Annotated in this window: 24 protein-coding genes and 2 pseudogenes; 16 read left to right on the forward strand and 10 right to left on the reverse strand. The window is 61.3% G+C overall.

The window, feature by feature from the left end; all coding sequences use genetic code 11:
- Positions 1-82 precede the first annotated feature (82 nt).
- Positions 83-742 carry a glutathione S-transferase gene (locus D8U70_RS05360; RefSeq protein WP_130928438.1) on the forward strand — a complete coding sequence of 220 codons (660 nt, stop codon included), beginning with the start codon at positions 83-85 and terminating at the stop codon, positions 740-742.
- 128 nt (positions 743-870) lie between these two features.
- Here D8U70_RS05360 and argH read toward each other — a convergent pair whose 3' ends face one another.
- The gene (gene argH / locus D8U70_RS05365; RefSeq protein ID WP_122698688.1) at positions 871-2,265 is read right to left on the reverse strand and encodes an argininosuccinate lyase; all 1,395 of its coding nucleotides are present in this window, start codon (positions 2,263-2,265) and stop codon (positions 871-873) included.
- Between the two features lie 317 nt (positions 2,266-2,582).
- On the opposite strand from argH, the pseudogene D8U70_RS27920 reads away from it, so the two are divergent.
- The 8 genes and pseudogenes from D8U70_RS27920 to D8U70_RS05400 all read left to right on the forward strand — a co-directional run.
- Positions 2,583-2,738: pseudogene (locus tag D8U70_RS27920) on the forward strand (sensor histidine kinase); the annotation flags it as partial.
- Complete coding sequence (locus D8U70_RS05375) at positions 2,735-3,481, forward strand: LytTR family DNA-binding domain-containing protein (protein ID WP_016772598.1); 747 nt, start codon at positions 2,735-2,737, stop codon at positions 3,479-3,481. The pseudogene D8U70_RS27920 and the gene D8U70_RS05375, both read left to right, overlap by 4 nt.
- Before the next feature lie 137 nt (positions 3,482-3,618).
- Positions 3,619-4,560 (forward strand): hydroxymethylbilane synthase, encoded by a 942-nt coding sequence (hemC, locus tag D8U70_RS05380; RefSeq protein WP_130928439.1) that lies wholly within the window; start codon positions 3,619-3,621, stop codon positions 4,558-4,560.
- Positions 4,557-5,303, forward strand: a pseudogene (locus tag D8U70_RS27925) (uroporphyrinogen-III synthase); the annotation flags it as partial. The gene hemC and the pseudogene D8U70_RS27925, both read left to right, overlap by 4 nt.
- Before the next feature lie 36 nt (positions 5,304-5,339).
- Positions 5,340-6,482, forward strand: a complete 1,143-nt coding sequence (locus D8U70_RS27930) for a uroporphyrinogen-III C-methyltransferase (protein ID WP_241089674.1) — start codon at positions 5,340-5,342, stop codon at positions 6,480-6,482.
- Entirely contained in the window at positions 6,479-7,717 is a 1,239-nt protein-coding gene (locus D8U70_RS05390) for a heme biosynthesis protein HemY (RefSeq protein WP_130928441.1), read from the forward strand. The genes D8U70_RS27930 and D8U70_RS05390 overlap by 4 nt, the downstream gene beginning before the upstream one ends.
- A 216-nt stretch (positions 7,718-7,933) precedes the next feature.
- The gene (locus tag D8U70_RS05395; protein ID WP_016772601.1) at positions 7,934-8,485 is read left to right on the forward strand and encodes a disulfide bond formation protein B; all 552 of its coding nucleotides are present in this window, start codon (positions 7,934-7,936) and stop codon (positions 8,483-8,485) included.
- Positions 8,486-8,666: 181 nt separating this feature from the next.
- A complete protein-coding gene (locus D8U70_RS05400; RefSeq protein ID WP_039757408.1) occupies positions 8,667-9,125 on the forward strand; it encodes an Rsd/AlgQ family anti-sigma factor in 459 nt (152 codons plus the stop codon).
- Positions 9,126-9,182: 57 nt separating this feature from the next.
- On the opposite strand, the gene D8U70_RS05405 is transcribed toward D8U70_RS05400, so the two are convergent.
- Positions 9,183-9,848 (reverse strand): FKBP-type peptidyl-prolyl cis-trans isomerase, encoded by a 666-nt coding sequence (locus D8U70_RS05405; RefSeq protein WP_130928442.1) that lies wholly within the window; start codon positions 9,846-9,848, stop codon positions 9,183-9,185.
- Positions 9,849-10,040: 192 nt separating this feature from the next.
- On the opposite strand from D8U70_RS05405, the gene D8U70_RS05410 reads away from it, so the two are divergent.
- Positions 10,041-11,234 (forward strand): AlgP family protein, encoded by a 1,194-nt coding sequence (locus tag D8U70_RS05410; protein ID WP_130928443.1) that lies wholly within the window; start codon positions 10,041-10,043, stop codon positions 11,232-11,234.
- Here the strand turns inward: D8U70_RS05410 and D8U70_RS05415 are convergent.
- Positions 11,231-11,692 carry a TIGR02444 family protein gene (locus tag D8U70_RS05415; RefSeq protein ID WP_110644483.1) on the reverse strand — a complete coding sequence of 154 codons (462 nt, stop codon included), beginning with the start codon at positions 11,690-11,692 and terminating at the stop codon, positions 11,231-11,233. The two genes, D8U70_RS05410 and D8U70_RS05415, sit on opposite strands and share 4 nt — an antisense overlap.
- 50 nt (positions 11,693-11,742) lie before the next feature.
- Here D8U70_RS05415 and D8U70_RS05420 point away from each other — a divergent pair, with 50 nt between their 5' ends.
- The 3 genes from D8U70_RS05420 (at position 11,743) to rhtB (ending at position 15,023) form a co-directional block, all read left to right on the forward strand.
- Positions 11,743-13,653 (forward strand): ATP-binding cassette domain-containing protein, encoded by a 1,911-nt coding sequence (locus D8U70_RS05420; protein ID WP_130928444.1) that lies wholly within the window; start codon positions 11,743-11,745, stop codon positions 13,651-13,653.
- Positions 13,653-14,234, forward strand: coding sequence for a mechanosensitive ion channel family protein (locus tag D8U70_RS05425; protein ID WP_130928445.1), 582 nt, complete (start codon positions 13,653-13,655; stop codon positions 14,232-14,234). Before D8U70_RS05420 ends, D8U70_RS05425 begins: the two co-directional genes overlap by 1 nt.
- 156 nt (positions 14,235-14,390) lie before the next feature.
- Positions 14,391-15,023, forward strand: a complete 633-nt coding sequence (rhtB, locus tag D8U70_RS05430) for a homoserine/homoserine lactone efflux protein (protein ID WP_016772608.1) — start codon at positions 14,391-14,393, stop codon at positions 15,021-15,023.
- Between the two features lie 170 nt (positions 15,024-15,193).
- Here rhtB and D8U70_RS05435 read toward each other — a convergent pair whose 3' ends face one another.
- From D8U70_RS05435 to D8U70_RS05455, 5 genes are all read right to left on the reverse strand, one after another.
- Positions 15,194-15,940 carry a penicillin-binding protein activator LpoB gene (locus tag D8U70_RS05435; protein WP_071172148.1) on the reverse strand — a complete coding sequence of 249 codons (747 nt, stop codon included), beginning with the start codon at positions 15,938-15,940 and terminating at the stop codon, positions 15,194-15,196.
- Positions 15,941-15,943: 3 nt separating this feature from the next.
- Positions 15,944-16,531 carry a penicillin-binding protein activator LpoB gene (gene lpoB / locus D8U70_RS05440; protein ID WP_016772610.1) on the reverse strand — a complete coding sequence of 196 codons (588 nt, stop codon included), beginning with the start codon at positions 16,529-16,531 and terminating at the stop codon, positions 15,944-15,946.
- Between the two features lie 36 nt (positions 16,532-16,567).
- A complete protein-coding gene (locus D8U70_RS05445; RefSeq protein ID WP_016772611.1) occupies positions 16,568-16,939 on the reverse strand; it encodes a YcfL family protein in 372 nt (123 codons plus the stop codon).
- Between the two features lie 16 nt (positions 16,940-16,955).
- Positions 16,956-18,350, reverse strand: coding sequence for a hypothetical protein (locus tag D8U70_RS05450; protein ID WP_016772612.1), 1,395 nt, complete (start codon positions 18,348-18,350; stop codon positions 16,956-16,958).
- Between the two features lie 206 nt (positions 18,351-18,556).
- The gene (locus tag D8U70_RS05455; protein WP_130928446.1) at positions 18,557-19,963 is read right to left on the reverse strand and encodes a hypothetical protein; all 1,407 of its coding nucleotides are present in this window, start codon (positions 19,961-19,963) and stop codon (positions 18,557-18,559) included.
- A gap of 251 nt (positions 19,964-20,214) precedes the next feature.
- Here D8U70_RS05455 and D8U70_RS05460 point away from each other — a divergent pair, with 251 nt between their 5' ends.
- Positions 20,215-22,113 (forward strand): FTR1 family protein, encoded by a 1,899-nt coding sequence (locus D8U70_RS05460; RefSeq protein WP_095181268.1) that lies wholly within the window; start codon positions 20,215-20,217, stop codon positions 22,111-22,113.
- A 102-nt stretch (positions 22,114-22,215) separates the two neighbouring features.
- Positions 22,216-22,671, forward strand: coding sequence for a YaiI/YqxD family protein (locus D8U70_RS05465; RefSeq protein WP_130901961.1), 456 nt, complete (start codon positions 22,216-22,218; stop codon positions 22,669-22,671).
- Between the two features lie 104 nt (positions 22,672-22,775).
- On the opposite strand, the gene elbB is transcribed toward D8U70_RS05465, so the two are convergent.
- Together elbB and D8U70_RS05475 are read right to left on the reverse strand one after the other, a co-directional pair.
- The gene (gene elbB / locus D8U70_RS05470) at positions 22,776-23,444 is read right to left on the reverse strand and encodes an isoprenoid biosynthesis glyoxalase ElbB (RefSeq protein WP_016772616.1); all 669 of its coding nucleotides are present in this window, start codon (positions 23,442-23,444) and stop codon (positions 22,776-22,778) included.
- A gap of 167 nt (positions 23,445-23,611) precedes the next feature.
- The gene (locus D8U70_RS05475; protein WP_016772617.1) at positions 23,612-24,271 is read right to left on the reverse strand and encodes a DedA family protein; all 660 of its coding nucleotides are present in this window, start codon (positions 24,269-24,271) and stop codon (positions 23,612-23,614) included.
- Between the two features lie 207 nt (positions 24,272-24,478).
- Here D8U70_RS05475 and hemB point away from each other — a divergent pair, with 207 nt between their 5' ends.
- Entirely contained in the window at positions 24,479-25,492 is a 1,014-nt protein-coding gene (gene hemB, locus D8U70_RS05480; RefSeq protein WP_041476908.1) for a porphobilinogen synthase, read from the forward strand.
- Positions 25,493-25,510 lie beyond the last annotated feature (18 nt).

Raw genomic sequence — 25,510 nt, forward strand, 5'->3', positions numbered from 1 at the left:
GCGGCGTGATGCTGCTGGCGGGAAACGCCGCGGCGATCTATAAACAGGCACTGCCCACCCCGCACGGCCTGGAGGCTCTGTGATGTTCAAGCTCTACGGATTCGCTGTCAGCAACTACTACAACATGGTCAAACTGGCACTGCTGGAAAAAGGCCTGCCCTTCGAAGAGGTGACCTTCTACCCGACGCAGACCCCGGAGTCATTGGCAATCAGTCCGCGTGGCAAGGTCCCGGTGCTGGGTGTCGACGCCGGTTATATCAACGAAACCGCGATCATCCTCGAATACCTCGAACAAGCACAAAAGGGCACGCCACTCCTGCCCAGCGACTCGTTCGAGCGCGCGCAGGTATTGGCAATTGCCAAGGAGATCGAGTTGTACATCGAGTTGCCGGGGCGTGCCTGCTATGGCGAGGCGTTTTTCGGTGTGACATTGCCGGAGGCGATCAAGGAGAAGACCCGGACCGAGCTGCTGCTGGGCTTCGCCGCGCTGGGCCGTCATGGCAAGTTCGCCCCCTACGTGGCGGGTGACAGCCTGAGCATTGCCGATTTGTATTTCCTCTACAGCGTGCCGCTGGCCTGTGCGGTCGGGCAGAAGCTGTTCGGGATTGATCTGCTGGCCGAGATGCCGCAGGCGAAGGCGCTGCTGGAGCGGCTTGAGCAGAATCCGCATGTGCAGAAGATCGAGGAGGACAAGGACGCGGCGATGCCGGCGTTTTTGGCGATGATTGCTGCCAAGAAATGAATTTTGTAGCGCTCTGAAGGAAGCCTTCGCGAGCAGGCTCGCTCCCACATTGAACCGGTGGTGAACACAAATTTTGTGAACATCCAGAATCCCTGTGGGAGCGAGCCTGCTCGCGAAGCTCTTGGCTTTTAGCGGCTGGCCAGCAGGGCCTGGCCGCGCGCCACTGCAGCCTTGACCTGCGCCGGCGCAGTCCCGCCGATATGGTCGCGGGCATTCACCGAGCCTTCGAGGGTCAGCACGGCAAACACGTCCTGCTCAATCTGATCGCTGAACTGACGCAGTTCTTCCAGGCTCATCTCGGCCAGATCCTTACCGCTGTCGACGCCGTATTTCACTGCGTGGCCCACGATTTCGTGGCAATCACGGAACGGCAGGCCACGGCGCACCAGATAATCCGCCAGGTCAGTCGCAGTGGAGAAACCGCGCAGTGCCGCTTCACGCATGATCGCGTGTTTCGGCTTGATCGCCGGGATCATGTCGGCGAACGCGCGCAGCGAATCGCGCAGGGTGTCGGCGGCGTCGAACAGCGGTTCCTTGTCTTCCTGATTGTCCTTGTTGTAGGCCAGCGGCTGGCCTTTCATCAGGGTCAACAGGCCCATCAGCGCGCCGAAGACGCGGCCGGTCTTGCCGCGCACCAGCTCAGGCACGTCGGGGTTTTTCTTTTGCGGCATGATCGAGCTGCCGGTGCAGAAACGATCCGGCAGATCGATGAACTGGAACTGCGCGCTGGTCCACAGCACCAGCTCTTCGGAGAAGCGCGACAGGTGCATCATCGCAATGCTTGCGGCCGAGCAGAATTCGATGGCGAAGTCGCGATCGGAAACGTTGTCCAGCGAGTTGCCGCCGACGGCGTCGAAGCCGAGCAGTTGCGCGGTGTATTCGCGATCGATCGGGTAAGTGGTCCCAGCCAGCGCGGCGCTGCCCAGCGGCATGCGGTTGGTGCGCTTGCGGCAGTCGACCAGACGCTCGTAGTCGCGGCTGAGCATTTCGAACCAGGCCAGCATGTGGTGCCCGAAGGTCACAGGCTGCGCGGTCTGCAGGTGGGTGAAGCCGGGCATGATGCTCGCCGCTTCACGTTCGGCCTGCTCCAGCAGGCCTTTTTGCAGGCGGGTGATCTCGGCGAGGATCAGGTCGATTTCATCGCGCAGCCACAGACGGATGTCGGTGGCGACCTGGTCGTTGCGGCTGCGCCCGGTGTGGAGCTTTTTACCGGTGACGCCGATGCGGTCGGTCAGGCGTGCTTCGATGTTCATGTGCACGTCTTCGAGGTCGACGCGCCAGTCGAACTGGCCGGCCTCGATTTCGCCCTGAATGGTCTTCAGGCCATCGATGATGCTGTCGCGCTCGGCATCGGTCAGCACGCCGACCTTGGCCAGCATGGTGGCGTGGGCGATCGAGCCCATGATGTCGTGGCGATACAGGCGCTGGTCGAAAGTGACGGAGGCGGTGAAGCGGGCGACGAAGGCGTCGACGGGTTCACTGAAGCGGCCGCCCCAGGACTGATTGGTCTTGTCAGTGCTCATGAATTCGCTCGTATCGGCTTGAAGAAATGGCGTGAAACGCTGGCGCGGATAATAACAGGGTTGCCAATCCTGTCGCTGACACCGGTCGATACGTTTTTTCGCAGATGTGTCAGGCATGTCCGGCGCGGTCTGCAAGGAATTTACAAAAGGATATTTTTTGATTGAGCAATATCGTTCCGACGAACGTCTACAGTGGACATAAGGGTCGGTGCGAATGCGGATCATGCAAAGGTCCGGCCACTGGCTATAAGAAGAGGGGGCGGGTGAGTTGTACAACGGTCACCCACCGTGAGAAACGCAGGAAACACTGGGCTCTGAGCCGTTCGACCCGGACGCTGGCAAATATTGCTGGCCGACGTACGGCACTTTTTGGCGCTCGGGCTAGTCTTAGCGTGGATCGCGGTGACGGAGGTCACTACACCTGTCTACGCTATCCTTGTGCGAGACTCACGCAGGAATCCAGCGCAATATGAATGTCCTGATCGTTGATGACGAACCCCTGGCTCGCGAGCGCCTAAGCCGTATGGTGAGCGAACTCGAGGGTTACACAGTCCTGGAGCCCAGTGCCACGAATGGCGAGGAGGCGTTAGCGCTGATCGACAGCCACAAGCCGGATATCGTGCTGCTCGATATCCGCATGCCGGGCCTCGATGGCCTGCAGGTTGCTGCCCGACTGTGCGAACGAGAGACGCCGCCGGCCGTGGTGTTTTGCACCAGTCCCGATGAATTTGCCGTGGAAGCCCTGCAGGCCAGCGCCGTGGGCTATGTGGTGAAACCTGTGCGAACCGAACACTTGAATGAAGCCCTGAAGCGGGCTGAACGTCCCAACCGGGCGCAACTCTCGGCCCTGACCCGTCCCGCTGCCGAAAGTGGCAACGGCCCACGCAGCCACATCAGCGCACGGACCCGTAAAGGCATCGAGCTGATTCCGCTGGATCAGGTGGTCTACTTCATCGCCGACCACAAATACGTGACCCTGCGTCATGAAGCCGGCGAGGTGCTGCTCGATGAACCCCTCAAAGCCCTCGAAGACGAATTCGGCGAACGCTTTGTGCGTATCCACCGCAACGCGCTGGTCGCTCGCGATCGCATCGAGCGATTGCAACGCACACCACTGGGACATTTCCAGTTGTTCCTCAAAGGCCTCAATGGCGATGCACTGATTGTCAGCCGGCGGCATGTTGCCGGTGTGCGCAAGATGATGCAGGGGCTGTGACCCGGTCTTCGCCGGGCCTTTCGAGTTCTTTTACCCGGCATGGCAGGCCAGGGAGGCCGCGCCGGTTCTGATTCAGGTCAAAGCGAAATTGACTGAGCTGTTATTATCCGCCGTATCTATTCAGTACGGATTGTTCCATGTCCCCTCGCGAAATCCGCATCGCCACCCGTAAAAGTGCGCTGGCCCTCTGGCAGGCCGAATACGTCAAAGCCCGTCTCGAGGCGGCCCACCCGGGCCTGCTGGTGACGCTGGTGCCCATGGTCAGTCGCGGCGACAAGCTGCTCGACTCGCCACTGTCGAAGATCGGCGGCAAGGGTCTGTTCGTCAAGGAACTGGAAACCGCGCTGCTGGAAAACCAGGCCGATATCGCCGTGCATTCGATGAAAGACGTGCCGATGGACTTCCCGCAAGGCCTGGGTCTGTTCTGCATCTGTGAGCGTGAAGACCCGCGCGATGCTTTCGTCTCCAACACCTACGCCAGTCTTGAAGCGCTGCCTGCCGGGGCCATCGTCGGCACCTCGAGCCTGCGTCGGCAGACGCAATTGCTGGCGCGGCGTCCCGACCTGCAGATCCGTTTCCTGCGCGGCAACGTCAACACCCGTCTGGCCAAACTCGACGCCGGCGAGTACGACGCGATCATCCTCGCCGCTGCCGGCCTGATCCGCCTGGGTTTCGAAGATCGCATCACTTCGGCGATCAGTGTCGATGACAGCCTGCCGGCCGGTGGCCAGGGCGCGGTCGGCATCGAATGCCGCAGCGCCGACCACGAAATCCACGCCTTGCTCGCGCCTTTGCATCACGCCGATACTGCTTCGCGGGTGAATGCGGAACGCGCCCTCAACAAACATTTGAACGGCGGCTGCCAAGTGCCGATCGCCTGCTACGCCGTGCTTGAAGGCGAGCAGCTGTGGTTGCGTGGTCTGGTCGGTGAGCCGAGCGGCGGCAAGCTGCTCAGCGCCGAAGCCCGCGCGCCGCGCGCGGACGCCGAGACCTTGGGTGTGCAGGTCGCTGAAGCGCTGCTCAAGCAAGGCGCCGACGACATTCTCAAAGCGGTGTACGGCGAGGCGGGGCACGAGTGACGGCCTGGCGCCTGCTGCTGACGCGCCCGGCAGACGACTGCGCGGCGCTGGCCGAACAGTTGGCCGGGCACGGGATTTTCAGCAGTTGCCTGCCGCTTTTGGACATTGTTCCGCTGCCGCTCTCTGACACTATTCGCCAGGCGATTTCGCGATTGCCCGCTTGCAGCGCGGTGATTGTGGTCAGCAAACCGGCGGCGCGGATTGCGGTGGATCTGCTCAAGTCCGAAGGCACGGCGCCATTGAGCATGCCGTGGTTCAGCGTCGGCGCGGCGACCGCAGGCATTCTTCGCGAGCATGGTCTCGATGTCAGCTTCCCGGCTGACGGCGATGACAGTGAAGCCCTGCTGCAATTGCCGCGTCTGCGCGAGGCGCTCGACCAGTCCGGCGCGAAGGTGATGATCCTGCGCGGAGAGGGCGGTCGTGAACTGCTCGCCGAGCGCCTGCGCGCGCTTGGTGCTAGTGTCGAGTATCTGGAGTTGTATCGCCGCGACCTGCCAGCCTACCCGCCAAACGAGCTGCCACGGCGGATCGAAGCGGAACGCTTGAACGGGCTGGTGGTCAGCAGTGGACAGGGTTTCGAGCACCTGCGGCAGATGGCCGGCGATGCCTGGCCGAAGATCGCGCAGTTGCCGTTGTTTGTTCCAAGCCCGAGGGTCGCGGAGCTGGCACGTGCCGCCGGGGCTCAAACAGTTGTGGATTGCCGCGGCGCGAGTGCCGCGGCTTTGCTGACGGCGTTACGGGAATTTCCCGTGCCGTTTTCTAATGCAAAGGATGGATACGTGAGCGAAACAGCCTTGCCAAAAGATGACGTCCAGCCTGCGCTTGATGCCCAGGTTGAAACTCCACCACCGGCCAAAGAGCCGCGCCGAGGCAATGGACTGGCGATTGTCGCCTTGCTGCTCGGTGCCGCCGGTGTCGCCATCGGCGGCTGGGGTGTCTGGCAGGTGCGCCACCTGCAGAACAACACGCAGCAACAGTCGAGTCAGGTGCAGGCGTTGAACGATCAGGCGCAGAGTCTGAAGCTCAACGAACAGCGTCTGACCGAGCGTCTTGCACAGTTGCCCGGTGCGGACGAACTCGCCGAGCGCCAGCGTCTGGTCACGCAACTGCAGGGCGATCAGCAGCGCCTCAATCAACGTCTGGAAACCGTCCTCGGCGCCAGCCGCAAGGACTGGCGTCTGGCCGAGGCGGAACACTTGCTGCGTCTGGCCAGCCTGCGCCTTTCAGCGTTGCAGGACATCAGCAGCGCCCAGGCACTGGTGCAGGGCGCCGATGAAATTCTGCGTGAACAGAACGATCCGGGTTCCTTCGCCGCGCGCGAGCAAGTGGCGAAAACCCTGGTCGCCTTGCGCAGCACCGAACAGCCGGATCGCACCGGGCTGTTCCTGCGTCTCGGCGCGCTGCGCGATCAGGTCATCGACCTCACCGAGCTGGCGCCGGAGTACAAGGATCGCGGCGAGTCGCTGCTGGGCCTGACCAACGATGGCGATGGCGCCAGTCGCTGGGCGCAATGGTGGGACAAGGTTTCGCGCTATATCCGCATCGATTTCAACGCTGACAAAAACGTCAAACCGCTGCTGGCCGGGCAAAGCCTGAGCCAGGTGCGCCTGGCCCTGAGCCTGGCGCTGGAGCAGGCGCAGTGGGCCGCGCTCAACGGTCAGGCGCCGGTGTACACCCAGGCGCTGGCCGAGGCGCGCGATGTGCTCAAGGGCAATTTCAACCCGGACAACCCGCAAAGCAAAGTCATGCTGGAGCAGGTCGCCGAGCTGAGCAAGGAACCGGTCACCGTCAAGACGCCGGATCTGGCCGGCACCTTGAGTGCGGTGCAGGGATATCTGGAGCGACGTAACGTCAATGCCGAGGAATCGGTGAAACCGTTCGCCAAGCCTGCCGCCAATGCTGCGCAGGAGGCGACCCCATGAAGCGCCTCTATGTAATCGTGTTTCTGGTCATCGCCGCGACGGCAGCGCTGGGCCTGGCGATTGCCGAGCATTCCGGTTACGTGCTGGTGGCGTACAAGAGCTTCCGTTACGAGTCGAGCCTGTGGGCGACGCTGGCGGTGATCGCGGTGCTGTGGTTGCTGTTCTGGGGCATCAAGGTGCTGGTCGAGCTGGTGATGACCTCCACCGGCGTGGTCAATCCGTGGTCGCGACGCAATCGCAGCCGCCGCGTGCAAGTGGCGATCGAACACGGACAACTGGATCTGGCCGAAGGTCGCTGGGCCAGCGCACAGCGGCATCTGACCCGCGCAGCGGAAGCCGAGCGCCAGCCACTGCTGTATTACCTCGGCGCCGCCCGTGCGGCGAACGAGCAAGGTCAGTACGAAGAAAGTGATCGTTTGCTCGAACGCGCGCTGGAGCGTCAGCCGCAAGCCGAATTGGCGATCGCCCTGAGTCACGCACAGTTGCAGACCGATCGTGGCGACACCGACGGTGCGCTGGTGACCTTGCAGGCGATGCATGAACGGCATCCGCGCAGCGCGCAGACATTGCGTCAATTGCAACGTCTGCATCAGCAGCGTGGCGAATGGCCGGCGGTGATTCGTCTGCTGCCGGAGCTGCGCAAGGACAAGGTCCTGCCGCCGGCCGAACTGGCTGAACTCGAGCGTCGCGCCTGGGGTGAGAACCTGTCCTTGGCAGCGCATCGCGAAGAAGACGGTACGGTGGGTCTGCAATCGCTCAAGCGGGCGTGGGAACAGCTGACTTCGGCGCAGCGTCAGGAAGCACCCTTGGTACTGGCCTATGCCGAGCAATTGCGCCAGTTGGGCGCTCAGGTCGAGGCCGAAGAAGTGCTGCGAACAGCGCTCAAGCGCAAGTACGACAGCCATCTGGCGCGGCTTTATGGTCTGGTTCGTGGCAGTGATCCTGCGCGTCAGTTGCAGGTTGCCGAAGGCTGGCTCAAGGAGCATCCGGCCGATCCGAGTCTGCTGCTGACCCTCGGGCGCTTGTGTCTGCAAACCAGTCTGTGGGGCAAGGCTCGCGACTATCTGGAAAGCAGTTTGCGCGTGCAGCGTAATCCGGAGACCTGTGCGGAACTGGCCCGTCTGCTTGCACAGCTTGGCGATACCGAGCGCAGCAATCAGTTGTTCCAGGAAGGTCTGGGGCTGCTGGATGAACGCTTGCTGGCGGCGCCGTTGCCGGTTGCGGCGAAGGTCTGAAGGGCGGGGGAGGATGCTCCCTCGTGAACTTTGATGACCGAAAATTCCCCTTCCTTGCGCTCTAGAGACAAAGTCCTACAGAGCGCTTCACTGTTTCCTATCGAGCCTGTCGGGTTTTCCCTACACCTGCGGTGAACTGTCGGCAGGCCCTTGCCTTGAAAGGCTGACACGCTTTCCTCTACCGTAACCGTCTGTCTCTACTGTTACGGAAAAGCCATGTCGTTGGCCTGCTCACGCTCCTTGTTCTTCATGGCTTTCATTGCGGGGGCCTTTGCTCTGGGAGCTTCCTATTACCTCGAATACGCGGTCGGACTGACGCCTTGCAGTCTGTGCCTGGTGCAGCGATTGTTCCTCACATTGCTGTGCATCGGCTGCGGCGTGGCGGCGGTGCATGGCCCCCGGCGCGTTGGCTTATGGTGGTACTGGCTGTTTGCACTCGGCGCCAGTCTGGGTGGAACCACCGCTGCGTGGCGGCAGGTGTTGATCCAGAGTGACTCGATGCTGCAACTGGTCAAATGCTCGCCAACCGTGGAGTCACTGTTCAGCGACCTGCCGTGGATCTGCGCCTTGCAACGGATGTTCAACGGCGGCGCCGATTGTGCGGACATCTCCTGGACACTGTTCGATCTGAGCATCCCGGAATGGAGCCTGCTGTTTTTTGTCGGCGTGTCGATCCTTGCGGTTTATCAGTTGTTGCGTCTGATCTGGAGCGCTCTGCAACGACCGGTCAGCGACGAAGCGTCGCACCACCTGCTGGTCAGGGATTAAACACTTGTATGAACTTTATCTCCTGCGTACCTTGAAGCCATAGGCGTGCGGGCATAATCTGGCCGGCACGTGTCATTGGATTTATGTTGCTCGATGACGCTCTGCCCGATCGTCCACCAGTCAAATCAGAACAGGGGCGCGGGTGTAGAGCAGCATGACCCACAAGGGAAGAGAGATCGCCATGCTCGAAAGTTGTCAGAATGCTCAGGAACGTTGGGGTGGGGTTCATCTGCTGATCGACCGCTGGTTGCAGGAGCGTGAAGAGCTGATCGGCGCCTACGACAAGCTCGGTGCGCAGCCTGATTCGCTGTCCGAAAGCCGCAAACCCTTGTTGGAATTCTGCGGTGTACTGGTCGATTACGTATCGGCGGGGCACTTCGAAATCTATGAACAGCTGACTGGCGAAGCCAAGGCGTTCAACGACAAGCGCGGTCTGGAACTCGCCGAGACCATCTATCCGCGCATCGACGTCATTACCGAGAAGCTGCTCGCGTTCAACGACCTGTGCGACGAAGGCAAATGCGTTGCGGAGAAATTCAAGGAATTGGGCGGCTTGCTGCATGAGCGCTTCGAACTTGAAGATTGCCTGATCGAAGTGCTGCACACGGCACACAAGGCAGAAGATCCGGTTCAGGCCTGATCCACGTCCTTCATGAAAAACGGTGCGCCCGAAAGCGCACCGTTTTTTTATGCCTGATCAGTTCGTCGCGCCACGCAATTCCACTTCGAAAACCAGAGGCGTGAACGGCGCGATCAGGTCGCCGGCACCGTCGGCGCCATAGGCTTGATCCGATGGAATCACCAGCCGCCATTTCGCCCCCACCGGCATGTTCTGCAAGGCGGTGCGCCAACCGGCGATCACGCTGTCGAGGTTGAACCATTGCGGCTGGGTGTTCTGATCGAACACGGTGCCATCCGGCAGCTTGCCGACATACAGCACCTGCACTTTGCCGTCCGGGCCGGCCTTGGCGCCAGTGCCCGGAACCAGTTCAGTCAGAAGGATGCCATCCGCCAGTTCCTTCACCCCCGGTTTGGCTTTTTCCGCACTGAGAAAGCGTTGCTCGTTTTCCATCGCCGCGTCGCTCGATTGCCGTGATGCCTGCTCGGCATTGCGCGATTCGTGGTCGGCCAGAATCTGTTCGATACGCGCTTCACTCAGCGCCAGCGGCTTGCCCTGATACGCTTGTTGCAGACCTTCGATCAGCGCCTGGATCTGCAACTGCGGTACCTCTTGGCGCAGCCGTTCGCCGAGGCTGGCACCGAGGCTGTAAGCCAGGTCATGAGCATCGTTTGCCGTAGTTTTTTCATCGGCATACGCCGTCGAAAAAAACACGCAGAGGGACAAAATAAAGTAGCGCGACATGGGCACTCTCCGACCTGAGATGCGGGGGATTATGCCAGTGCAAACGTCTGCATCGGTGAACTGCTTTTTCCCGCGCGCAGAACATTTCGGCTTCGGTGCAACGCAACGGTGCAGATACTGTCAACATGCCCTAGCGGCGGTATCAGCAGAGGTCTAGTATGAGCCGCACTCACGTCAGCCAGGAGGTAAACCATGTCGGCCACCAAGAAGCCTGTAAATACTCCGTTGCACTTACTCCAACAGTTGTCGGGCAGCCTGCTCGAGCATTTGGAAAACGCTTGCTCGCAAGCCTTGGCTGATGCTGAAAAACTGCTCGCCAAGCTGGAAAAGCAGCGCGGCAAGGCGCAGGAAAAACTGCATAAATCGCGCACCAAATTGCAGGACGCCGCCACCGCCGGCAAAGCCAAGGCACAGAACAAGGCCAAGGCTGCCGTGAAAGAACTCGAAGACCTGCTCGACGCTTTGAAAGATCGTCAGTCCGAAACCCGCAGCTACATTCTGCAACTCAAGCGCGATGCCCAGGAAAGCCTGAAACTGGCCCAGGGTGTTGGTCGCGTTCAGGAAGCAGTGGGCAAGGTTCTGTCGTCGCGTTCGGCCAACCCTGCAGCAGCACCGGCGAAGAAAGTTGCTGCCAAGCCTGCTGCAAGCAAAGCCCCGGCGAAGACCGCTGCGGCGAAACCTGCTGTCGCGAAAACCGCCGCCAAACCAGCGGCCAAGGCGCCAGTGAAAGCGGCTGCCAAACCAGCGGCGAAAACTGCAGCGAAGAAGCCGGCGGCGAGCGCGGCAAAACCGGCGGCTAAAACCACCGCAGCCAAACCTGCTGCAGCCAAGCCAGCAGTGAAAGCCACCCCTGCCAAAGCCGCTGCAAAACCGGCCGCGAGCAAAGCTGCACCGGCGAAAACCGCAGCCGCCAAACCTGCTGCCAAAGCAGCAGCGAAACCAGCAGCAAAACCTGCTGCGAAGACCGCCGCTGCGAAGCCTGCTGCCAAGACTGCGGCCAAGCCGGCCGCCGCCAAACCTGCTGCGAAAGTGGCGGTAAAACCGGCTGCCAAACCAGCCGCAACATCGGCAGCAAAACCTGCGGCAAAAACCGCTGCGAAACCGGCCGCCAAGCCAGCTGCGAAACCCGCTGCTGCCAAGCCTGCGACCGCTGCTGCAAAACCGGCCGCCAAGCCAGCCGCAAAACCAGCGGTGAAAAAGCCTGCAGCTGCCAAGCCAGCCGCGACCAAACCGGCTGCCGCTCCAGCAGCCAAGCCTGCCACTGCCGCTACCCCGGCTGCTCCAGCTGCGTCGGCACCGTCGTCCGCCGCCCACTCGACCACTTCGACTGCTCCAGCACCAGCCGCTTCGTCGAACGTCAGCAGCACCCCGACCAGCGCTTCCTAAGTGCCGGTTGCCGCGACGCGCAGCACTTGCAGCGCGTCGCGGTTCAGGCTGGCGGCATTGCCGGCCAGGTCTTCAAGCCAGGTCACCGAACCTGCATCGTTGCGCGTCCACTCCTGCGCCACACCTTCGAGCCGTGACAGCAAGGTTCGCTCAGCCTCCAGCTCCAGTGATTTGATCTGCTCGCGCATGCCGGCCACCACCGCATCGTCGACGGCCCGCGCTTTCCATTGCAGGCGCAGGGTTCGCAGCGGCTGCACCACTTCGATATCCCACGGCGCGGTCAAGGCCTTGAGCAGACGTACGCGCGGTTCATCGCAGGTCACCGCGCGCTGCTCCAGCCACAAACCGCAGAGCAGCAGGCAGACATTGGCGCCCGCCGTTTGCAATTGCAGGCAGGCATCTTCCACGCCCGGCCGGGCGTAGACATCAAGGGCAAAGCTCCACAGGTCAGAGGACATCGTGCTACTCGCGCCAGTTGTGAGCGAAGCTGGTAGACTCCGCCGCCATTATGATCCGACTTCAGAACCTGACTTTACAGCGTGGCCCGCAACGTCTGCTAGAAGACGCCGAGCTGACCCTGCACGCCGGCCACAAAGCCGGCCTTATCGGCGCCAACGGTGCCGGCAAATCCAGCCTGTTCGCGTTGCTGCGCGGCGAGTTGCACCCGGATTCGGGCGACTGCCTGCTGCCGGCCGACTGGCGCATCGCGCATATGCGCCAGGAGGTCGACACGCTCGAACGCCTGGCGGTCGATTATGTGCTCGATGGCGACCTGCGTCTGCGCGAGGTGCAACGCGAGCTTGCCGCCGCCGAGGAGGCCCATGACGGCACCGCACTGGCGCGCCTGCACGCCGAACTCGACAGCGCCGACGGCTACACCGCCGATGCGCGGGCGCGCAAGCTGCTCGCCGGTCTTGGTTTCACCAATGAGCAGATGGATCGTCAGGTAGGCGATTTCTCCGGTGGCTGGCGGATGCGTCTGAATCTGGCGCAGGCACTGATGTGCCCGTCGGATCTGCTGCTGCTCGATGAACCGACCAACCACTTGGATCTCGACGCGATCATCTGGCTCGAAGAGTGGCTGAAGAGTTATCCGGGTACCTTGCTGCTGATTTCCCACGACCGGGATTTCCTCGACGAGGTGGTCGATCACGTCGCCCATGTCGATCAGCGCAAACTGACCCTCTACCGGGGCGGCTACACCGCGTTCGAACGCGCCCGCGCCGAGCGTCTGGCCCAGCAGCAACAGGCCTACGAGAAGCAGCAGGCGCAGCGTGCGCACATGGAAAGCTACATCGCCCGCTTCAAGGCGCAAGCGACGAAGGCCCGTCAGGCGCAGAGCCGGATCAAGGCGCTGGAGCGGATGGAAGAATTGTCGGCGGCCCACGTCGATTCGCCGTTCGACTTCGTCTTCCGCGAGTCGACCAAGATCGCCAGTCCGCTGATCGACCTGTCCGATGCGCGCCTGGGTTATGGCGACAAGACAATCCTCGAGAAGGTCAAGCTGCAACTGACCCCGGGTGCGCGGATCGGTCTGCTTGGGCCGAACGGCGCGGGTAAATCGACGCTGATCAAGAACCTCGCCGGCGAGCTCGAACCGCTGGCCGGGCGCCTGACCCGTGGCGAAAACACCGTGGTCGGCTACTTCGCTCAGCATCAGCTCGACTCGCTGGATTCCAAGGCCAGCCCGTTGCTGCATTTGCAGCGTCTGGCGCCGGGTGAGCGCGAGCAGACCCTGCGCGACTTCCTCGGCGGCTTCGACTTCCGGGGCGCACGCATCGATGAGCCGGTGCTGAATTTCTCCGGTGGCGAGAAGGCCCGTCTGGCTCTCGCGCTGATCGCCTGGGAGCGGCCGAACCTGTTGCTGCTCGACGAACCGACCAACCACCTCGACCTGGAAATGCGTCTGGCGCTGACCATGGCCCTGCAGGAATTCAGCGGTGCGGTGCTGGTGGTTTCTCACGATCGGCACTTGCTCAAGAGCACCACCGACAACTTCTATCTGGTTGCCGACGGAAAGGTCGAAGAGTTCGATGGCGATCTCGAAGACTACGCACGCTGGCTGGTGGAATACCGTCAGCGCAATGCGCCGGTCAGCAACACGCCGGTCAACCCGGACAAGACCGACAAGAAAGCTCAGCGCCAAGCGGCGGCAGCGTTGCGTCAGCAACTGGCGCCGCACAAGCGCGAGGCCGACAAGCTCGAAGCCGAACTGGGCAAGCTGCACGAGAAACTGGCCAAGGTCGATGCCAGCCTGGGTGACAGCGATATCTATGAGCCGGCACGCAAGAATGAATTGCGTGATCTGCTCGCCGAACAGGCCAAGTTGAAGGTGCGTGAAGCCGAGCTGGAAGAAGCCTGGATGGAAGCGCTGGAAACCCTGGAAAGCATGCAGGCGGAGCTGGAGGCGTTGTCCTGATGGAAGCCTTCAAGCTGCCCCTTGCGGCGGTGTGGGTCGAACCGTTGTGGTTCACCGCGCAGATTCTGCTGATTCTGCTGGCCGGTTACCTGACCCAGCGTTTCGTTGCCAAAGGCCTGACTCGCCTCGGTGAGCGCTATCCGTTCCCATCGCAGTTGCTGATGCCGCTGCGTGGCGTGTTGCGCTGGCTGATCATGGGCAGCGCGCTGCTCTTCGTGCTCGAGCGCCTCGGCGTTTCGGCCACGGTGCTGTGGACGGCGCTGTCGGGATTTGTCGCGGTGGCGGCGGTGGCGTTCTTCGCCATGTGGAGCGTGCTGTCGAACCTGCTCTGCGCCATTCTGATCTTCACCGTCGGGCCGTTCCGCCTCGGCGACGTGGTCGAACTGGTCGACACCACCGACAAGCCTGGCGTCAAAGGCCGGGTGATCGCGATCAATCTGCTCTATACCACGCTGGTCGAGGCCGAAGAACTCGGCACCGGCAGCGCCATGGTGCAGGTGCCGAACAGCCTGTTCTTCCAGCGTTCGGTGCGGCGTTGGCGCGGGACGGATGTGTTTCCTTCCAGCGGGTTTGAGAAGTAATTTCTACGTCGTCTGTTCCGACGCCTTCGTCGGAACGCCGCCTGCTCGCGAAGGGGCCGTCAGCCGCACCTGCAACATTCAGCAAGAAATCGGTAGTCATCCACACGAAGCCGCATTAGCTTAGGCATTTGTCACAAGCATCAGCCGAGGTGTGCGATGGAGCTTCAAACATGGCTGGCATTTTTTGCCGCCTGCTGGGTGATCAGCCTGTCCCCGGGCGCGGGCGCCATCGCGTCGATGTCCAGCGGTCTGCAGTACGGATTCTGGCGCGGCTACTGGAACGCACTGGGCCTGCAGATCGGTCTGGCGGTGCAGATCGCGATTGTCGGCGCGGGTGTTGGCGCTGTGCTCACCGCTTCGGCCACAGCGTTCCATGCGATCAAATGGTTCGGTGTCGCCTATCTGGTTTACCTGGCGATCAAGCAATGGCGCGCGCTGCCCATGGACATGAGCGATGACGCCGCAGTGCGGCCGATCGGCAAGCCACTGGCCCTGGTGTTTCGCGGCTTTCTGGTGAACATCAGCAACCCCAAGGCGTTGGTGTTCATGCTCGCGGTGTTGCCGCAGTTCATCAATCCCCATGCGCCGCTGCTGATTCAGTATCTGGTGATCGGCGTGACCATGGTGTTCGTCGACCTGATTGTCATGGCCGGCTACACCGGACTGGCGTCGAAGGTGCTGCGCCTGTTGCGTACGCCCAAGCAGCAGAAACGCATGAACCGCACCTTTGCCGGGTTATTCATTGGCGCGGCGGCGTTCATGGCAACATTGCGCAAAGCGGCGGCGTAAACCGTCCGGGCAGAAAAAAGGCGGCCTCATGAGGTCGCCTTTTGCATTTCTACCGAGACATCGGGGCAAGCGAGCTTTTCTTGAATCAATAGCGAGGGCCGCTTCGCGACCCAACGGGGATAAATCCCCTCGCCACGGAGCCCTTCGCCACAAAAGTCCTCAGATCCGGCTCAGCGTAAAATCACCGGCGCCGTATCACGCGGCAGATTGTTGCGCTGCGGCGCTTCACGCGGCTGCTCATAACCGTCACCACTACCGAGCTGCATGCTCAGTTGCCCGGCCACGTCTTCGCCCAAAGCCTTGGACACCTCACGCACCACCCGCGGACGGTTCAGCGAGATCTTGATGTCGCGATGGTTCACCAGTTTGGTGTCCTGCGCTTCACCCATCGCCGTGAAGGCCGAGGTGATCTCGTAGGTCTTGGTGTTGATCAGACTGAAATCCGCCACCAGCGTCAGGCCCAGTACCGCCGAATAGCTGTCGGTGTGCGCCAGCTCATTGATGTCCTGGGTGAAGTCGATATCGGACACGGTGCCGAACAGCACGTAGTCGGCGCCTTTGAAGTTGCCGGCCTTGATGCGCCTGATCACGTCATACACATCGCCTTTGGACGAGGCGGTGTACGGCGTGCCCTGCACCAGCTGGAACATGCCGGTGCGCAGGATTTCACCCTTGATGTCGCCGGTGAATTTGCGCAACTCGCCCTGTTCGATGTAGCTGGTGGTCGCTTCGATCTCGTTGTAGCTCGAAGAACCGCTGGCGCTGTAGTAACTCTCGCGGTGATTGCTCTGCGCCGAAACGATGTGGATGTATTGCTCCACGCGCTCCTGATACGCCAGATCCGTCACCGCCACTTTCGGGGCCGCCTGCGCGCTGAACGCGCAAGCCAGGGCCATCATGCCAATCCATGTGCGCATCGATCAACGCTCCGTGGTTTTGCGGATCTCTTTTTCGTCCATCCACTCGGCCAGACCGCTTTCGACGTCGATCAACTGCAGGCTGAATTTGTAGAAGACGTCCTTGTAGTCGCTGCTGCGCTTGACGATCGAGCTGATCGAGCCTTCGATGCGGTACTTGGCGGCAACCATGTTGCCGGTCTTGGCCACGGTGCTTTTCTTGTACAGGCCGCTCTGGTTTTGCAGCTTGAGCTGGTCAACCTGGCTCTGCATTGCATTGTTGTCGCTGGCAAAGCGCGCGACACCGGTCTTCATCAGCTGGGTCTTGATGCTGGTGGTGATTTCGCGGGTGTCGATGTACTCGCTGGTCTTGTTCTTCACATCGTAAACCTGAACTACGGGACGACCCTGCAGGATGCCGGACTGGGCCAGCGAGCGGGTCATCGACTCGGCGATCATTTGCAGGTCGGTCGAACCGAATTCGTTGGTCACGGTTTCAACCGCTTTGGTGTCGCCGTAGCTGATGTTCTTGCTGCCCAGGGTCGGCGAGGTGTTGGCGCAACCGGAGGCGAGCAGGGCGATGACGGCGATGCAGGAAAAGCGTGCAAACATGAGAAAGCTCTCTCAATCAGAAATAGGGTGGCGGGTTTACGGCGTCTTGATTTCCAGACGGAAATCCACGGCTTTCGGGGTCGGCGCGATGGCCTGAATGAAGCTGGTCTGGGCGCCGTACATCATCTGGCTTTTCCACACTTCTTCTTCGGCAACCGGGAAACCTTCGGCGCCAAGCCAGGCGAAGCGGTAGTAGAAAATCTTGTTGCTGTTGAGGGTGTTGCTCAACTGCACGTTGACGGTCATGAAGCCGTTTTCACGAGCCACGCGCATGGCGCCGACGACGATGTGTTTCTGCGGGCCCATGGCCACGACTTTGCTCGCGGCGCTGCCCGGCTCCGGCGGTGGCGGGGTGGCGCAGCCTGCCAGCAAGGCGAGGGCGGCGACGGCGATGATCTTCAAGCGCATTGCAAAGACTCCGTTCTTAAGGTTGTTTGAGGCTGGCGACGTTGGTCGCGGCAGCGCTCGGCATTACGTGAGCAGCGATGCCGCCAGCGAATACCTGGTTGCCCACGGCACGCAGGCTGATCACTTGGTAGCGCTGGTCGACAGTGACCTTGACCACCGAGCCGCCCACGGCGCTCGGCAGGGTAACCTGATGCTCACCTTTTTTCAGGCGCAGACGCACCACTTGGGTGTTGTCCGGCAGGGTGCGCCATGTACGGGTATCGGCACCTTCAAGCACCGCTGAAGAAATACCCACGGCGAGACCGGCCAGCGGATTGGTTTCGTTGATCTGCTTCTGCGCCACGCCTTTGGTGATCGCGCGCACGGTGGTGCGCACGATGATCCCCGGCATGTCATCACGCAGAGCGCGGCGGGACATGGCGGTGGTGCTGTTCAGCGCGGTCAGGTCGACTTGCTTGCCGTCGACGCCGATCTGCGCAAACGGCGCGGTGGAGGTGTCCGGTTTGATGATCGGGAACGACAGCGGAGTGATCACTACGTTGTTGGAAATCGGCAGCGGCAGCGGTACGCGAATCGAGTCGCGGGCCGGGGCCAGACCGCTCTGCACGACGATGAGAATGTCGCTGTCATCGGATTTGGAAGGCTTGTCGAGATTGACCAGCGCCTGCTCGAGCAGCGGCGTGTTCGGGCGCAATTCGGCAGCCTTGCGATAACCCGGCGCGGCCAGATCCTTCTCGCCCAAAGCTTCGTAAACGAAACCGGCCAGGTAATGGCTGAACGCACTCTGGTAGCTGTTCTTCAGGCCGACCACTTCCGGCGCGTCGAGGCTGGCCACCGGATAACCCTGCAAATCCTTGTACTGGGTCTTGATGCCTTCTTTCTCGGCCTCTTCTTCGCTCTTGAGGTATTCCTTGTCGCGCAGGTCGGCGATCACTGCTTCGCGTTCGTGGGTCTTTTTGATCGCCGTGCGGGCGCCATCGAAATCGTTGACCGCCAACAGGTTCAGGGCCATCTGCGTGGTCAGCATGACTTTTTCGTAGTCATAGCCTTCGTAGCGACGCACCTTGTCGTTGACGATGAAGCTGCCGAACTGTGCCAGGTACTTGGCCGAGTCGAGCTTGACCGCGTCTTCCCACTGACCGACCACCTGATCGGCACTGCCCCAGGCGTTCTGGCTGCCCGACAGGTCGCCCTTGGCGCGCAGCAGTTCACCTTTCTCGAAGTAATAGAGCAGGTCTTTGTCGGTGCCGGTGTTGTTCTTTTCCAGCAGGGTCAGCGCGGCGTCGACGTTGCCGGATGCCAGTTGCTGATTGGTCTGGGCCAGTTCGGAATCGTAGTTGCGAAACGCTGCGCAGCCGGACAACAGCGTGACAGCGCTGAGCGCGAGCAGCATGGGAGCGCGGAATGCCATGGGTACTTCTTCCCTGAGTAACAAAACTTGCAGCCGCGTGTGCTGGTCGGGCTGGTGTGACCTATCGACGGCGGCGCTGGCCTCCTGCCAATTCCTCATGGGTGAGGAGCTTTTGATGCCGGCTCGCTGGGCGAGGGCGCGGCATTATAAACGTGGCGTGATGGCTATGTAATAGCTTTTTGGGTGCATTTTCAGATGCGGTGCCATCACTTCTCCGCAGAAGCGGGTTTATCCGACGCGGGTTTTTGATTCGGTACAAAGGCTGATCCGACGGTATAGACCTGATCCCGGAATACCCGCAGGTGCAGAATCTGGCGGTCCTGGTCGACGCGCATTTCAAAAGGGTGGTCGATGGACGCAGGCGCAAAACGGAAGGTATGCAGGCCTTTCTTCAAGCGCAGGCGGGCGACCAGCGTCTTGTCCGGCAACGCTCGCCATGTGCGGGTGTCGGCTTCTTCGAACGGATCATGCTGAGTGACGATCAACGAGGCTTTCGCCGGGTTGCGCTCGTTTTCCTGCGCTTGACCGATGGCGGCCATGTTGGCGCGGAACATCGCCCGCGAGATGATTTGCGGCATGTCGTCGCGCAGTGTGCGCATGGACATATCGGTCACGCTATTAATCACCACCAGCGGCTGTTTGCGACCGTCTACGGTGATATGGCTGAAGTTGGGCGTAACTGCGTCCGGCACCATCACCGGGAATGAAATGGGCGCGATGATGACCAGCGTTTCGTTCAGACGAACCGGGATCGGCACTTGCACTGAGCTGCGAGCCGGAGCCAGGCCACTCTGGATAATCAGCAACACATCGCTTTCATCGGCTTTCGCTGGCGGTTTGTCGAGATTGCTCAGGGCCTTTTGCAGCAAGGGCATATCCGGCCGCAGTTCGATCGCCTGACGATAACCGGCCGCCGCGAGGGCGCGTTCGCCGAGGGCTTCATAGGTGAATCCGGCCAGATAGTGGCTGAACGCACTCTGATAGCCGTTTTTCAGCTCAACGACCTGCGGCGCATCAAGCAAGGCGACCGGGTAGCCTTCCAGTTCCTTGTAATGGAGAACTTTGCCTTGAGCTTTTGCCTGTTCCTCGGCCGCTTCGTATTGCTTTTCACGCTGGCGGGCGATCAATGCTTCGCGTTCGTGGGTTTTCCTGATGTCTGCGCGGGCGCCGGCAAAGTCATTGACGGATAGCTGGTTCAAGGCCATTTGCGTAGTCAACATGACCTTTTCGTAATCGTAGCCTTCATAGCGCCGCAGCTTGTCGTTGACCAGCATCGTGCCCATTTCATCACCGAAACGGGCCAGTAATTTCATCGCGCCGGACGGGTTGGCTTCCTCGCGCTGGAAGATCATCCGGTCGGCATTGCGCCAAGCGTCCTGGCTGTCGGGCAGGGCACTGCCAGCGCTGAGGATCGCGCCTTTTTCCAGGTAATACAGCAGATCCTTGTCTTCCCACGGGTTGTTCATTTCCACCAGTGCCAGAGCCCCGGTCAGATTGCCCCGGGTCATTTGCTCGGTGGTCTGCTGCATTTCAAGATCGTAGTTGCGATAAGCGGCACAACCGCTCAACTGAACAGCGACGCAAAGCAGCAAAACGAACGGAAGACTCCGCATTGAGGTTGATTCCTTGCGCGCAAATGCTCTGGGGCGGGCAGTATAAAGTGGATGGTGGCAAACGGCTGCGATCTTGATCGAACGTGTCGAGGCTCAATCGGCAGCGGGCAGTGCGGCAATACTCGGCGACAAATGCTGCTGCCGTCTGCCGGGTATTTCCTGCCAATCAAAGCGAAACGCCGACAAAGCTTGAGAGAAATGTCTTCGAAGTGAACAATATGTAACTTCGCATTTCCATTTGAGATTCGTTCATGACTGCCTCGTCCCGATTGCTGGCCTGGCTGCTGTTCCCGTTATTGTCCCTGAGCAGCCTGCCGCTGCTGGCCGATACCGTGGAAGGCGCGCCGCAAGCGTTGCACCTGCTCGATTACATCAGTGCCGATTACCCGCCAACGGTCGCGGCAGGCAAAGTCATCGACGATGGCGAATACCGCGAGCAGCTGGAATTCACTCAGGTTCTGCAAGGCTTGATCACTGCATTACCGGCCAAACCGGAAAAAGCCGCGCTGGAACAGGGCGTGGAGTCTTTGCACGCCGCCATCACTGCGAAGCAGGACGGTGCCGATGTCGCCCGTCAGGCCCGACAGCTGGGGGCGAAACTGGCGGTGGCTTATGAAGTCAGCCAGGCACCGATCATCACCCCGGACCCGACACGCGGTGCGCCGCTGTATGCGCAAAATTGCTCGGTGTGCCACGGCGACACTGGCGCGGGCGACGGCCCGGCCGGCGTCGGTCTGACCCCTGCGCCAGCCAACCTGCGCGACGCTGCGCGCATGGATCACCTGAGCCTGTACGCGATCTACAGCACCCTCGGCCAAGGCGTCGAAGGCACCGACATGCCGGCGTTTGCCGATCAGCTCGATGATCGCCAGCGCTGGGATCTGGCCACCTACATCGCCGGCTTCAGTGCCGATGCGGCGGCCGCCAAGTCCGACAAGGTCTACAACATCGCCGACCTGGCCCGCCAGACCCCGGCCGAGGTGCAGGCTGCCGAGGGCGCAGAGGTCGCGGCGACGTTCCGTGCCCAGCGCGCACAACCACCGCAGGTCAAACGCGGTCCGGCGCAGTTGCTCGATTACACCGCCGCCACGCTGGACAAGAGCCTCGCGGCCTACCGCGCCGGGGAACATGATCAGGCCTATGACCTGTCGGTAGCGGCATATCTGGAAGGCTTCGAGCTGGTCGAAAGCTCGCTGGACAACGTCGATGCCAACGTGCGCAAGGACACCGAAAAATCGCTGATGGCTTACCGGCAGTCGCTGCAGGACGGTCTGCCGGTCGAACAGGCCGAACAGCGTCTGGACGCAGCCAAGGCCAAACTCAAGGAGTCCGCCGGTCTGCTGGGCAGCGATGGTCTGAGCTGGTCGCTGAGCTTCATCTCCGGTCTGCTGATTCTGCTGCGCGAAGGCCTGGAAGCGATTCTGGTGCTGGCGGCGATCCTCGCCTTCTTGCGCAACACCGGTCAGCAGTCAGCGGTGCGCAGTGTCAACGTTGGCTGGGGCCTGGCCTTGCTGGCGGGTTTGGGCACCTGGGCACTGGCGGCGTACGTCATCGACGTCAGCGGTTCGCAGCGTGAGTTGCTGGAAGGCGCGACCGCGCTATTTGCCAGCGTCATGGTGTTGTGGCTCGGCGTGTGGATGCATGACCGCCGTCATGCGGCGGCCTGGCAGGATTACATCAAGAGCAGCCTGGTCGGCGGCGGTGGACGTTTCGGCTTTGCGATCCTGGCGTTCTTCTCGGTGTACCGCGAATTGTTCGAGGTGATTCTGTTCTACGAAACCCTGTGGCTGCAGGCCGGGCCTGCCGGGCACAACGCGGTGCTGGCTGGCGGTGCCACGGCGCTGGTGCTGCTGGTCGGCCTGGCGTGGGTGATTCTGCGCGGCTCGGCGAAACTGCCGCTGACCTTGTTTTTCAGCATCAACGCCGCGCTGTTGTGCGCGTTGTCGGTGGTGTTTGCCGGGCATGGCGTCAAGGCCTTGCAGGAAGCCGGGATCTTCGGCACACGGCCGGTGGCGTTCTTTGAATTCGACTGGCTGGGAATCCATGCCGATGCCTATTCGCTGACCGCGCAGGTGGTGGCGATTGTGGCGATTGCTGTGCTGTATGGGCGCAGTTGGGTGGCGGAGAAGCGTCGGGTTTCGGCTGCATAAAGGCATTCGCTGCGCTCATATTCGCGAGCAGGCTCGCTCCCACAGGTTCGGTATGTATCCTGTGGGAGCGAGCCTGCTCGCTGATTTTTTGGAGGCAAGAACATGCGTGTATGGATCGATGCCGACGCCTGTCCGCGGGCGGCGAAGGATCTGGTGGTGAAGTTCGCGTTAAAGCGCCAGTTCGAAGTGGTGCTGGTAGCCGGGCAGCCGCAGATCAAACCGGGGCTGGCGATCGTCAAATTGATTGTGGTGCCAAGCGGGCCGGATGCGGCGGATGATTATCTGGTCGAGCACGCCGTGCCGGGCGAACTGGTGATCTGCAGCGATATTCCGCTGGCCGATCGGCTGGTGAAGAAGGGCGTGACGGCACTGGATCCGCGCGGCAAGGAGTTCGATGCGCAGAACATGGGCGAGCGGCTGGCGGTGCGGAATCTGTTCACCGATCTCAGGGAGCAGGGCCAGATGAGCGGCGGCCCGGCACCCTTTGGCGAGCGTGAGAAGCAGGCGTTTGCCAATGCGCTGGACCGGATTCTGACCCGGCTCACCCGCAAGCCCTGAAAAGATCGCAGCCTGCGGCAGCTCCTACCGGGGCGGTGTATGCCGCAATATCACGGCGCGACACGGAACCTGTAGGAGCTGCCGAAGGCTGCGATCTTTTGATTTCAAGCGTCGTTTTCGTGAGTCAGTTCGAGCACGCGGTCGACCAATTTGTTGATCCCCGAAGCCGCTTCACTGATGGTCTGCGCCAGCATGTACGCCGGGGTGGTGACCAGTTTGCGCGCCTTGTCTTCGACGATTTCGGTGACGGCGCACTCTTCGTGGGTGGCGCCCATCTTGTTCATGGCCGCAGCGGTGTCGGCGTCGTTGCCGATGGTGCAGGTCACGCCCGGGCCATAGATTTTCGCTGCCAGCGCCGGGGAGATGCAGATCAGCCCGACCGGTTTGCCCGCTTCGGCAAATGCTTCGGCCAGGGCCAGCACTTCGGGTTGCACGGTGCAGCCGGCGCCTTCGATGGCGAAGTTCGACAGGTTCTTCGCCGCGCCGAAACCGCCGGGCACGATCAGCGCATCGAAGTCTTCGACGTCGGCGTCGCGGATATCCTTGACGTTGCCCCGGGCAATGCGCGCCGATTCCACCAGCACGTTGCGCGATTCCGGCATTTCTTCGCCGGTCAGGTGGTTGATCACATGCAATTGCGCGATGTTCGGCGCGAAGCACTGCACCTGTGCGCCGCGCTGGTCGAGGCGCAGCAGGGTGATGACACTTTCCTGGATTTCGGCGCCGTCGTACACGCCACTGCCGGACAGGATCACTGCAACTTTTTTGCTCATGGGCTTCTCTCCAGATTCATGGCGCTCAATGTCCCTCAAATCGTCGCGCGTGGCCATAGGGGCATGGCTGACGCGCGCGGGGGCAGAGCGCTCTCTCAATGGATCGCAACGGCGGCGGGGTGTTCATTATTTGCCTGGGCTGCGCATGGCAGTCGCCAGCGAATGGCTTATTCGGCTGGCGTTTTCGGCCCGGCAGGAGGGGTCGTTTCGGCCTGGCGCAACTGCTCTGCTTCGGCGGCCTTGGCGAGCTGCTCGTCCTGATAGATTTTCTTCGCCAGTTGCGCATTCTTGAAGCGGCGCCGCAGCCACAGGCCCAGCCCGAGGATCAGCAATGCGCCGAGCACCCACAGCTCGTACTTCTTGATGCTGCCGAGCATGCCTTCCAGCACTGCGCCGAAGTGGTAAGCCGCCGCAGCCAGCGCGGTGGCCCAGATCGCCGCGCCGATGCCGTTGAGCAGCAAGTAACGTCCCGGTGGATAACCGGACAGGCCGATCGCCACCGGCATCACCGTGCGCAGGCCATAAACGAAGCGGAAGCTCAGGACCCAGATGTCCGGATGTTTGCGGATGTGCTCCAGCGCGCGGTCGCCCATCATCTGCCAGCGCGGTTTGCGCGCAAGCAATTTGCGCCCGTGCTTGCGCCCCAGGAAGTACCACAGCTGATCACCGGCATAACTGCCGAAGAACGCCACGACCACCACCAGGTTGATGTCCATGTATCCACGGAACGCAAGGAAGCCTGCGAGCACCAGAATGGTTTCGCCTTCGAAGAACGTGCCGAGAAACAAGGCAAAGTAGCCAAAGTCGTGCAGAAATTGTTGGAGCATTGTCTGGGTGCTGGCGAAATGAACGCGCAGCCTAACCCTTCGGGCACATTCATGAAAGTGTCCAAATGTGTCTCGACGTGAACATTTCCTACATCGACAATGGATTGCGGCTACCTGTCACAGAGCACACATAACTGTCATCTGTTAGTCATAATGGCCGTCTATAACTGTCACGCTCGCCCGTTTGCCCGGGCTCAGGAGTCTGCCGTGAGCTTTACCCCCGCCAATCGTCTGTTCCCAGCCACTCGTCTGCGCCGCAATCGTCGTGATGATTTTTCGCGGCGCCTGGTGCGTGAAAACGTATTGACGGTCGATGATCTGATCCTGCCGGTGTTCGTGCTCGACGGTGAAAACCGCCGCGAAGCCGTGGCCTCGATGCCGGGCGTCGAGCGACTGACCATTGATCTGCTGCTTGAAGAAGCGGCGAAATGGGTCGAGTTGGGCATTCCGGCGCTGGCTCTGTTCCCGGTCACCCCGCCTGAGCTGAAATCCCTCGATGCCGCCGAAGCCTGGAATCCCGAAGGCATCGCCCAGCGCGCCACTCGCGCCCTGCGCGAGCGTTTCCCGGAGCTGGGCGTGATCACTGACGTCGCGCTGGACCCGTTCACCACCCACGGTCAGGACGGCATTCTCGACGAAGACGGCTACGTGCAGAACGACATCACTGTCGATGCGCTGGTGCGTCAGGCGCTGTCCCACGCCGAAGCCGGCGCGCAGGTGGTGGCGCCATCGGACATGATGGACGGTCGCATCCAGGCGATTCGTGAGGCGCTGGAAATTGCCGGTCACGTCAACGTGCGCATCATGGCCTACTCGGCCAAGTATGCCAGCGCCTACTACGGGCCTTTCCGCGATGCCGTGGGTTCGGCGTCGAACCTGGGCAAGGCCAACAAGGCTTCTTATCAGATGGACCCGGCCAACAGCGACGAAGCGCTGCACGAAGTCGGTGCCGACTTGTCCGAAGGTGCGGACATGGTCATGGTCAAACCGGGCATGCCCTACCTGGACATTCTTTTTCGCGTCAAAGATGCCTTCAAGGTGCCGACCTTCGTCTATCAGGTCAGTGGCGAATACGCCATGCACATGGCCGCTATCCAGAATGGCTGGTTGAGCGAAGCGGTGATCCTCGAGTCACTGACCGCCTTTAAACGTGCCGGTGCAGATGGCATCCTGACTTACTTTGCCGTTCGTGCCGCTCAATTGTTACGAGAGCAGAAATAGCCCTCCCAGGAACATTCC

The sequence above is a fragment of the Pseudomonas sp. Sample_20 genome (assembly GCF_004307585.1).
Lineage (GTDB): Bacteria > Pseudomonadota > Gammaproteobacteria > Pseudomonadales > Pseudomonadaceae > Aquipseudomonas > Aquipseudomonas atacamensis.

Bases quoted from the DNA above. Each gene is read 5' to 3' on its own strand.
- D8U70_RS05455 (WP_130928446.1), bottom strand. From the start codon at position 19,963: ATGCGGAGTCTTCCGTTCGTTTTGCTGCTTTGCGTCGCTGTTCAGTTG.
- hemC (WP_130928439.1), top strand. From the start codon at position 3,619: ATGTCCCCTCGCGAAATCCGCATCGCCACCCGTAAAAGTGCGCTGGCC.
- rhtB (WP_016772608.1), top strand. From the start codon at position 14,391: ATGGAGCTTCAAACATGGCTGGCATTTTTTGCCGCCTGCTGGGTGATC.
- argH (WP_122698688.1), bottom strand. From the start codon at position 2,265: ATGAGCACTGACAAGACCAATCAGTCCTGGGGCGGCCGCTTCAGTGAA.
- D8U70_RS05400 (WP_039757408.1), top strand. From the start codon at position 8,667: ATGCTCGAAAGTTGTCAGAATGCTCAGGAACGTTGGGGTGGGGTTCAT.
- elbB (WP_016772616.1), bottom strand. From the start codon at position 23,444: ATGAGCAAAAAAGTTGCAGTGATCCTGTCCGGCAGTGGCGTGTACGAC.
- D8U70_RS05405 (WP_130928442.1), bottom strand. From the start codon at position 9,848: ATGTCGCGCTACTTTATTTTGTCCCTCTGCGTGTTTTTTTCGACGGCG.
- D8U70_RS05395 (WP_016772601.1), top strand. From the start codon at position 7,934: ATGTCGTTGGCCTGCTCACGCTCCTTGTTCTTCATGGCTTTCATTGCG.
- D8U70_RS05460 (WP_095181268.1), top strand. From the start codon at position 20,215: ATGACTGCCTCGTCCCGATTGCTGGCCTGGCTGCTGTTCCCGTTATTG.
- D8U70_RS05375 (WP_016772598.1), top strand. From the start codon at position 2,735: ATGAATGTCCTGATCGTTGATGACGAACCCCTGGCTCGCGAGCGCCTA.
- D8U70_RS05415 (WP_110644483.1), bottom strand. From the start codon at position 11,692: ATGTCCTCTGACCTGTGGAGCTTTGCCCTTGATGTCTACGCCCGGCCG.
- D8U70_RS05410 (WP_130928443.1), top strand. From the start codon at position 10,041: ATGTCGGCCACCAAGAAGCCTGTAAATACTCCGTTGCACTTACTCCAA.
- D8U70_RS05390 (WP_130928441.1), top strand. From the start codon at position 6,479: ATGAAGCGCCTCTATGTAATCGTGTTTCTGGTCATCGCCGCGACGGCA.
- D8U70_RS05445 (WP_016772611.1), bottom strand. From the start codon at position 16,939: ATGCGCTTGAAGATCATCGCCGTCGCCGCCCTCGCCTTGCTGGCAGGC.
- D8U70_RS05450 (WP_016772612.1), bottom strand. From the start codon at position 18,350: ATGGCATTCCGCGCTCCCATGCTGCTCGCGCTCAGCGCTGTCACGCTG.
- D8U70_RS05420 (WP_130928444.1), top strand. From the start codon at position 11,743: ATGATCCGACTTCAGAACCTGACTTTACAGCGTGGCCCGCAACGTCTG.
- lpoB (WP_016772610.1), bottom strand. From the start codon at position 16,531: ATGTTTGCACGCTTTTCCTGCATCGCCGTCATCGCCCTGCTCGCCTCC.
- D8U70_RS05435 (WP_071172148.1), bottom strand. From the start codon at position 15,940: ATGCGCACATGGATTGGCATGATGGCCCTGGCTTGCGCGTTCAGCGCG.
- D8U70_RS05360 (WP_130928438.1), top strand. From the start codon at position 83: ATGTTCAAGCTCTACGGATTCGCTGTCAGCAACTACTACAACATGGTC.
- D8U70_RS05465 (WP_130901961.1), top strand. From the start codon at position 22,216: ATGCGTGTATGGATCGATGCCGACGCCTGTCCGCGGGCGGCGAAGGAT.
- D8U70_RS05475 (WP_016772617.1), bottom strand. From the start codon at position 24,271: ATGCTCCAACAATTTCTGCACGACTTTGGCTACTTTGCCTTGTTTCTC.
- D8U70_RS05425 (WP_130928445.1), top strand. From the start codon at position 13,653: ATGGAAGCCTTCAAGCTGCCCCTTGCGGCGGTGTGGGTCGAACCGTTG.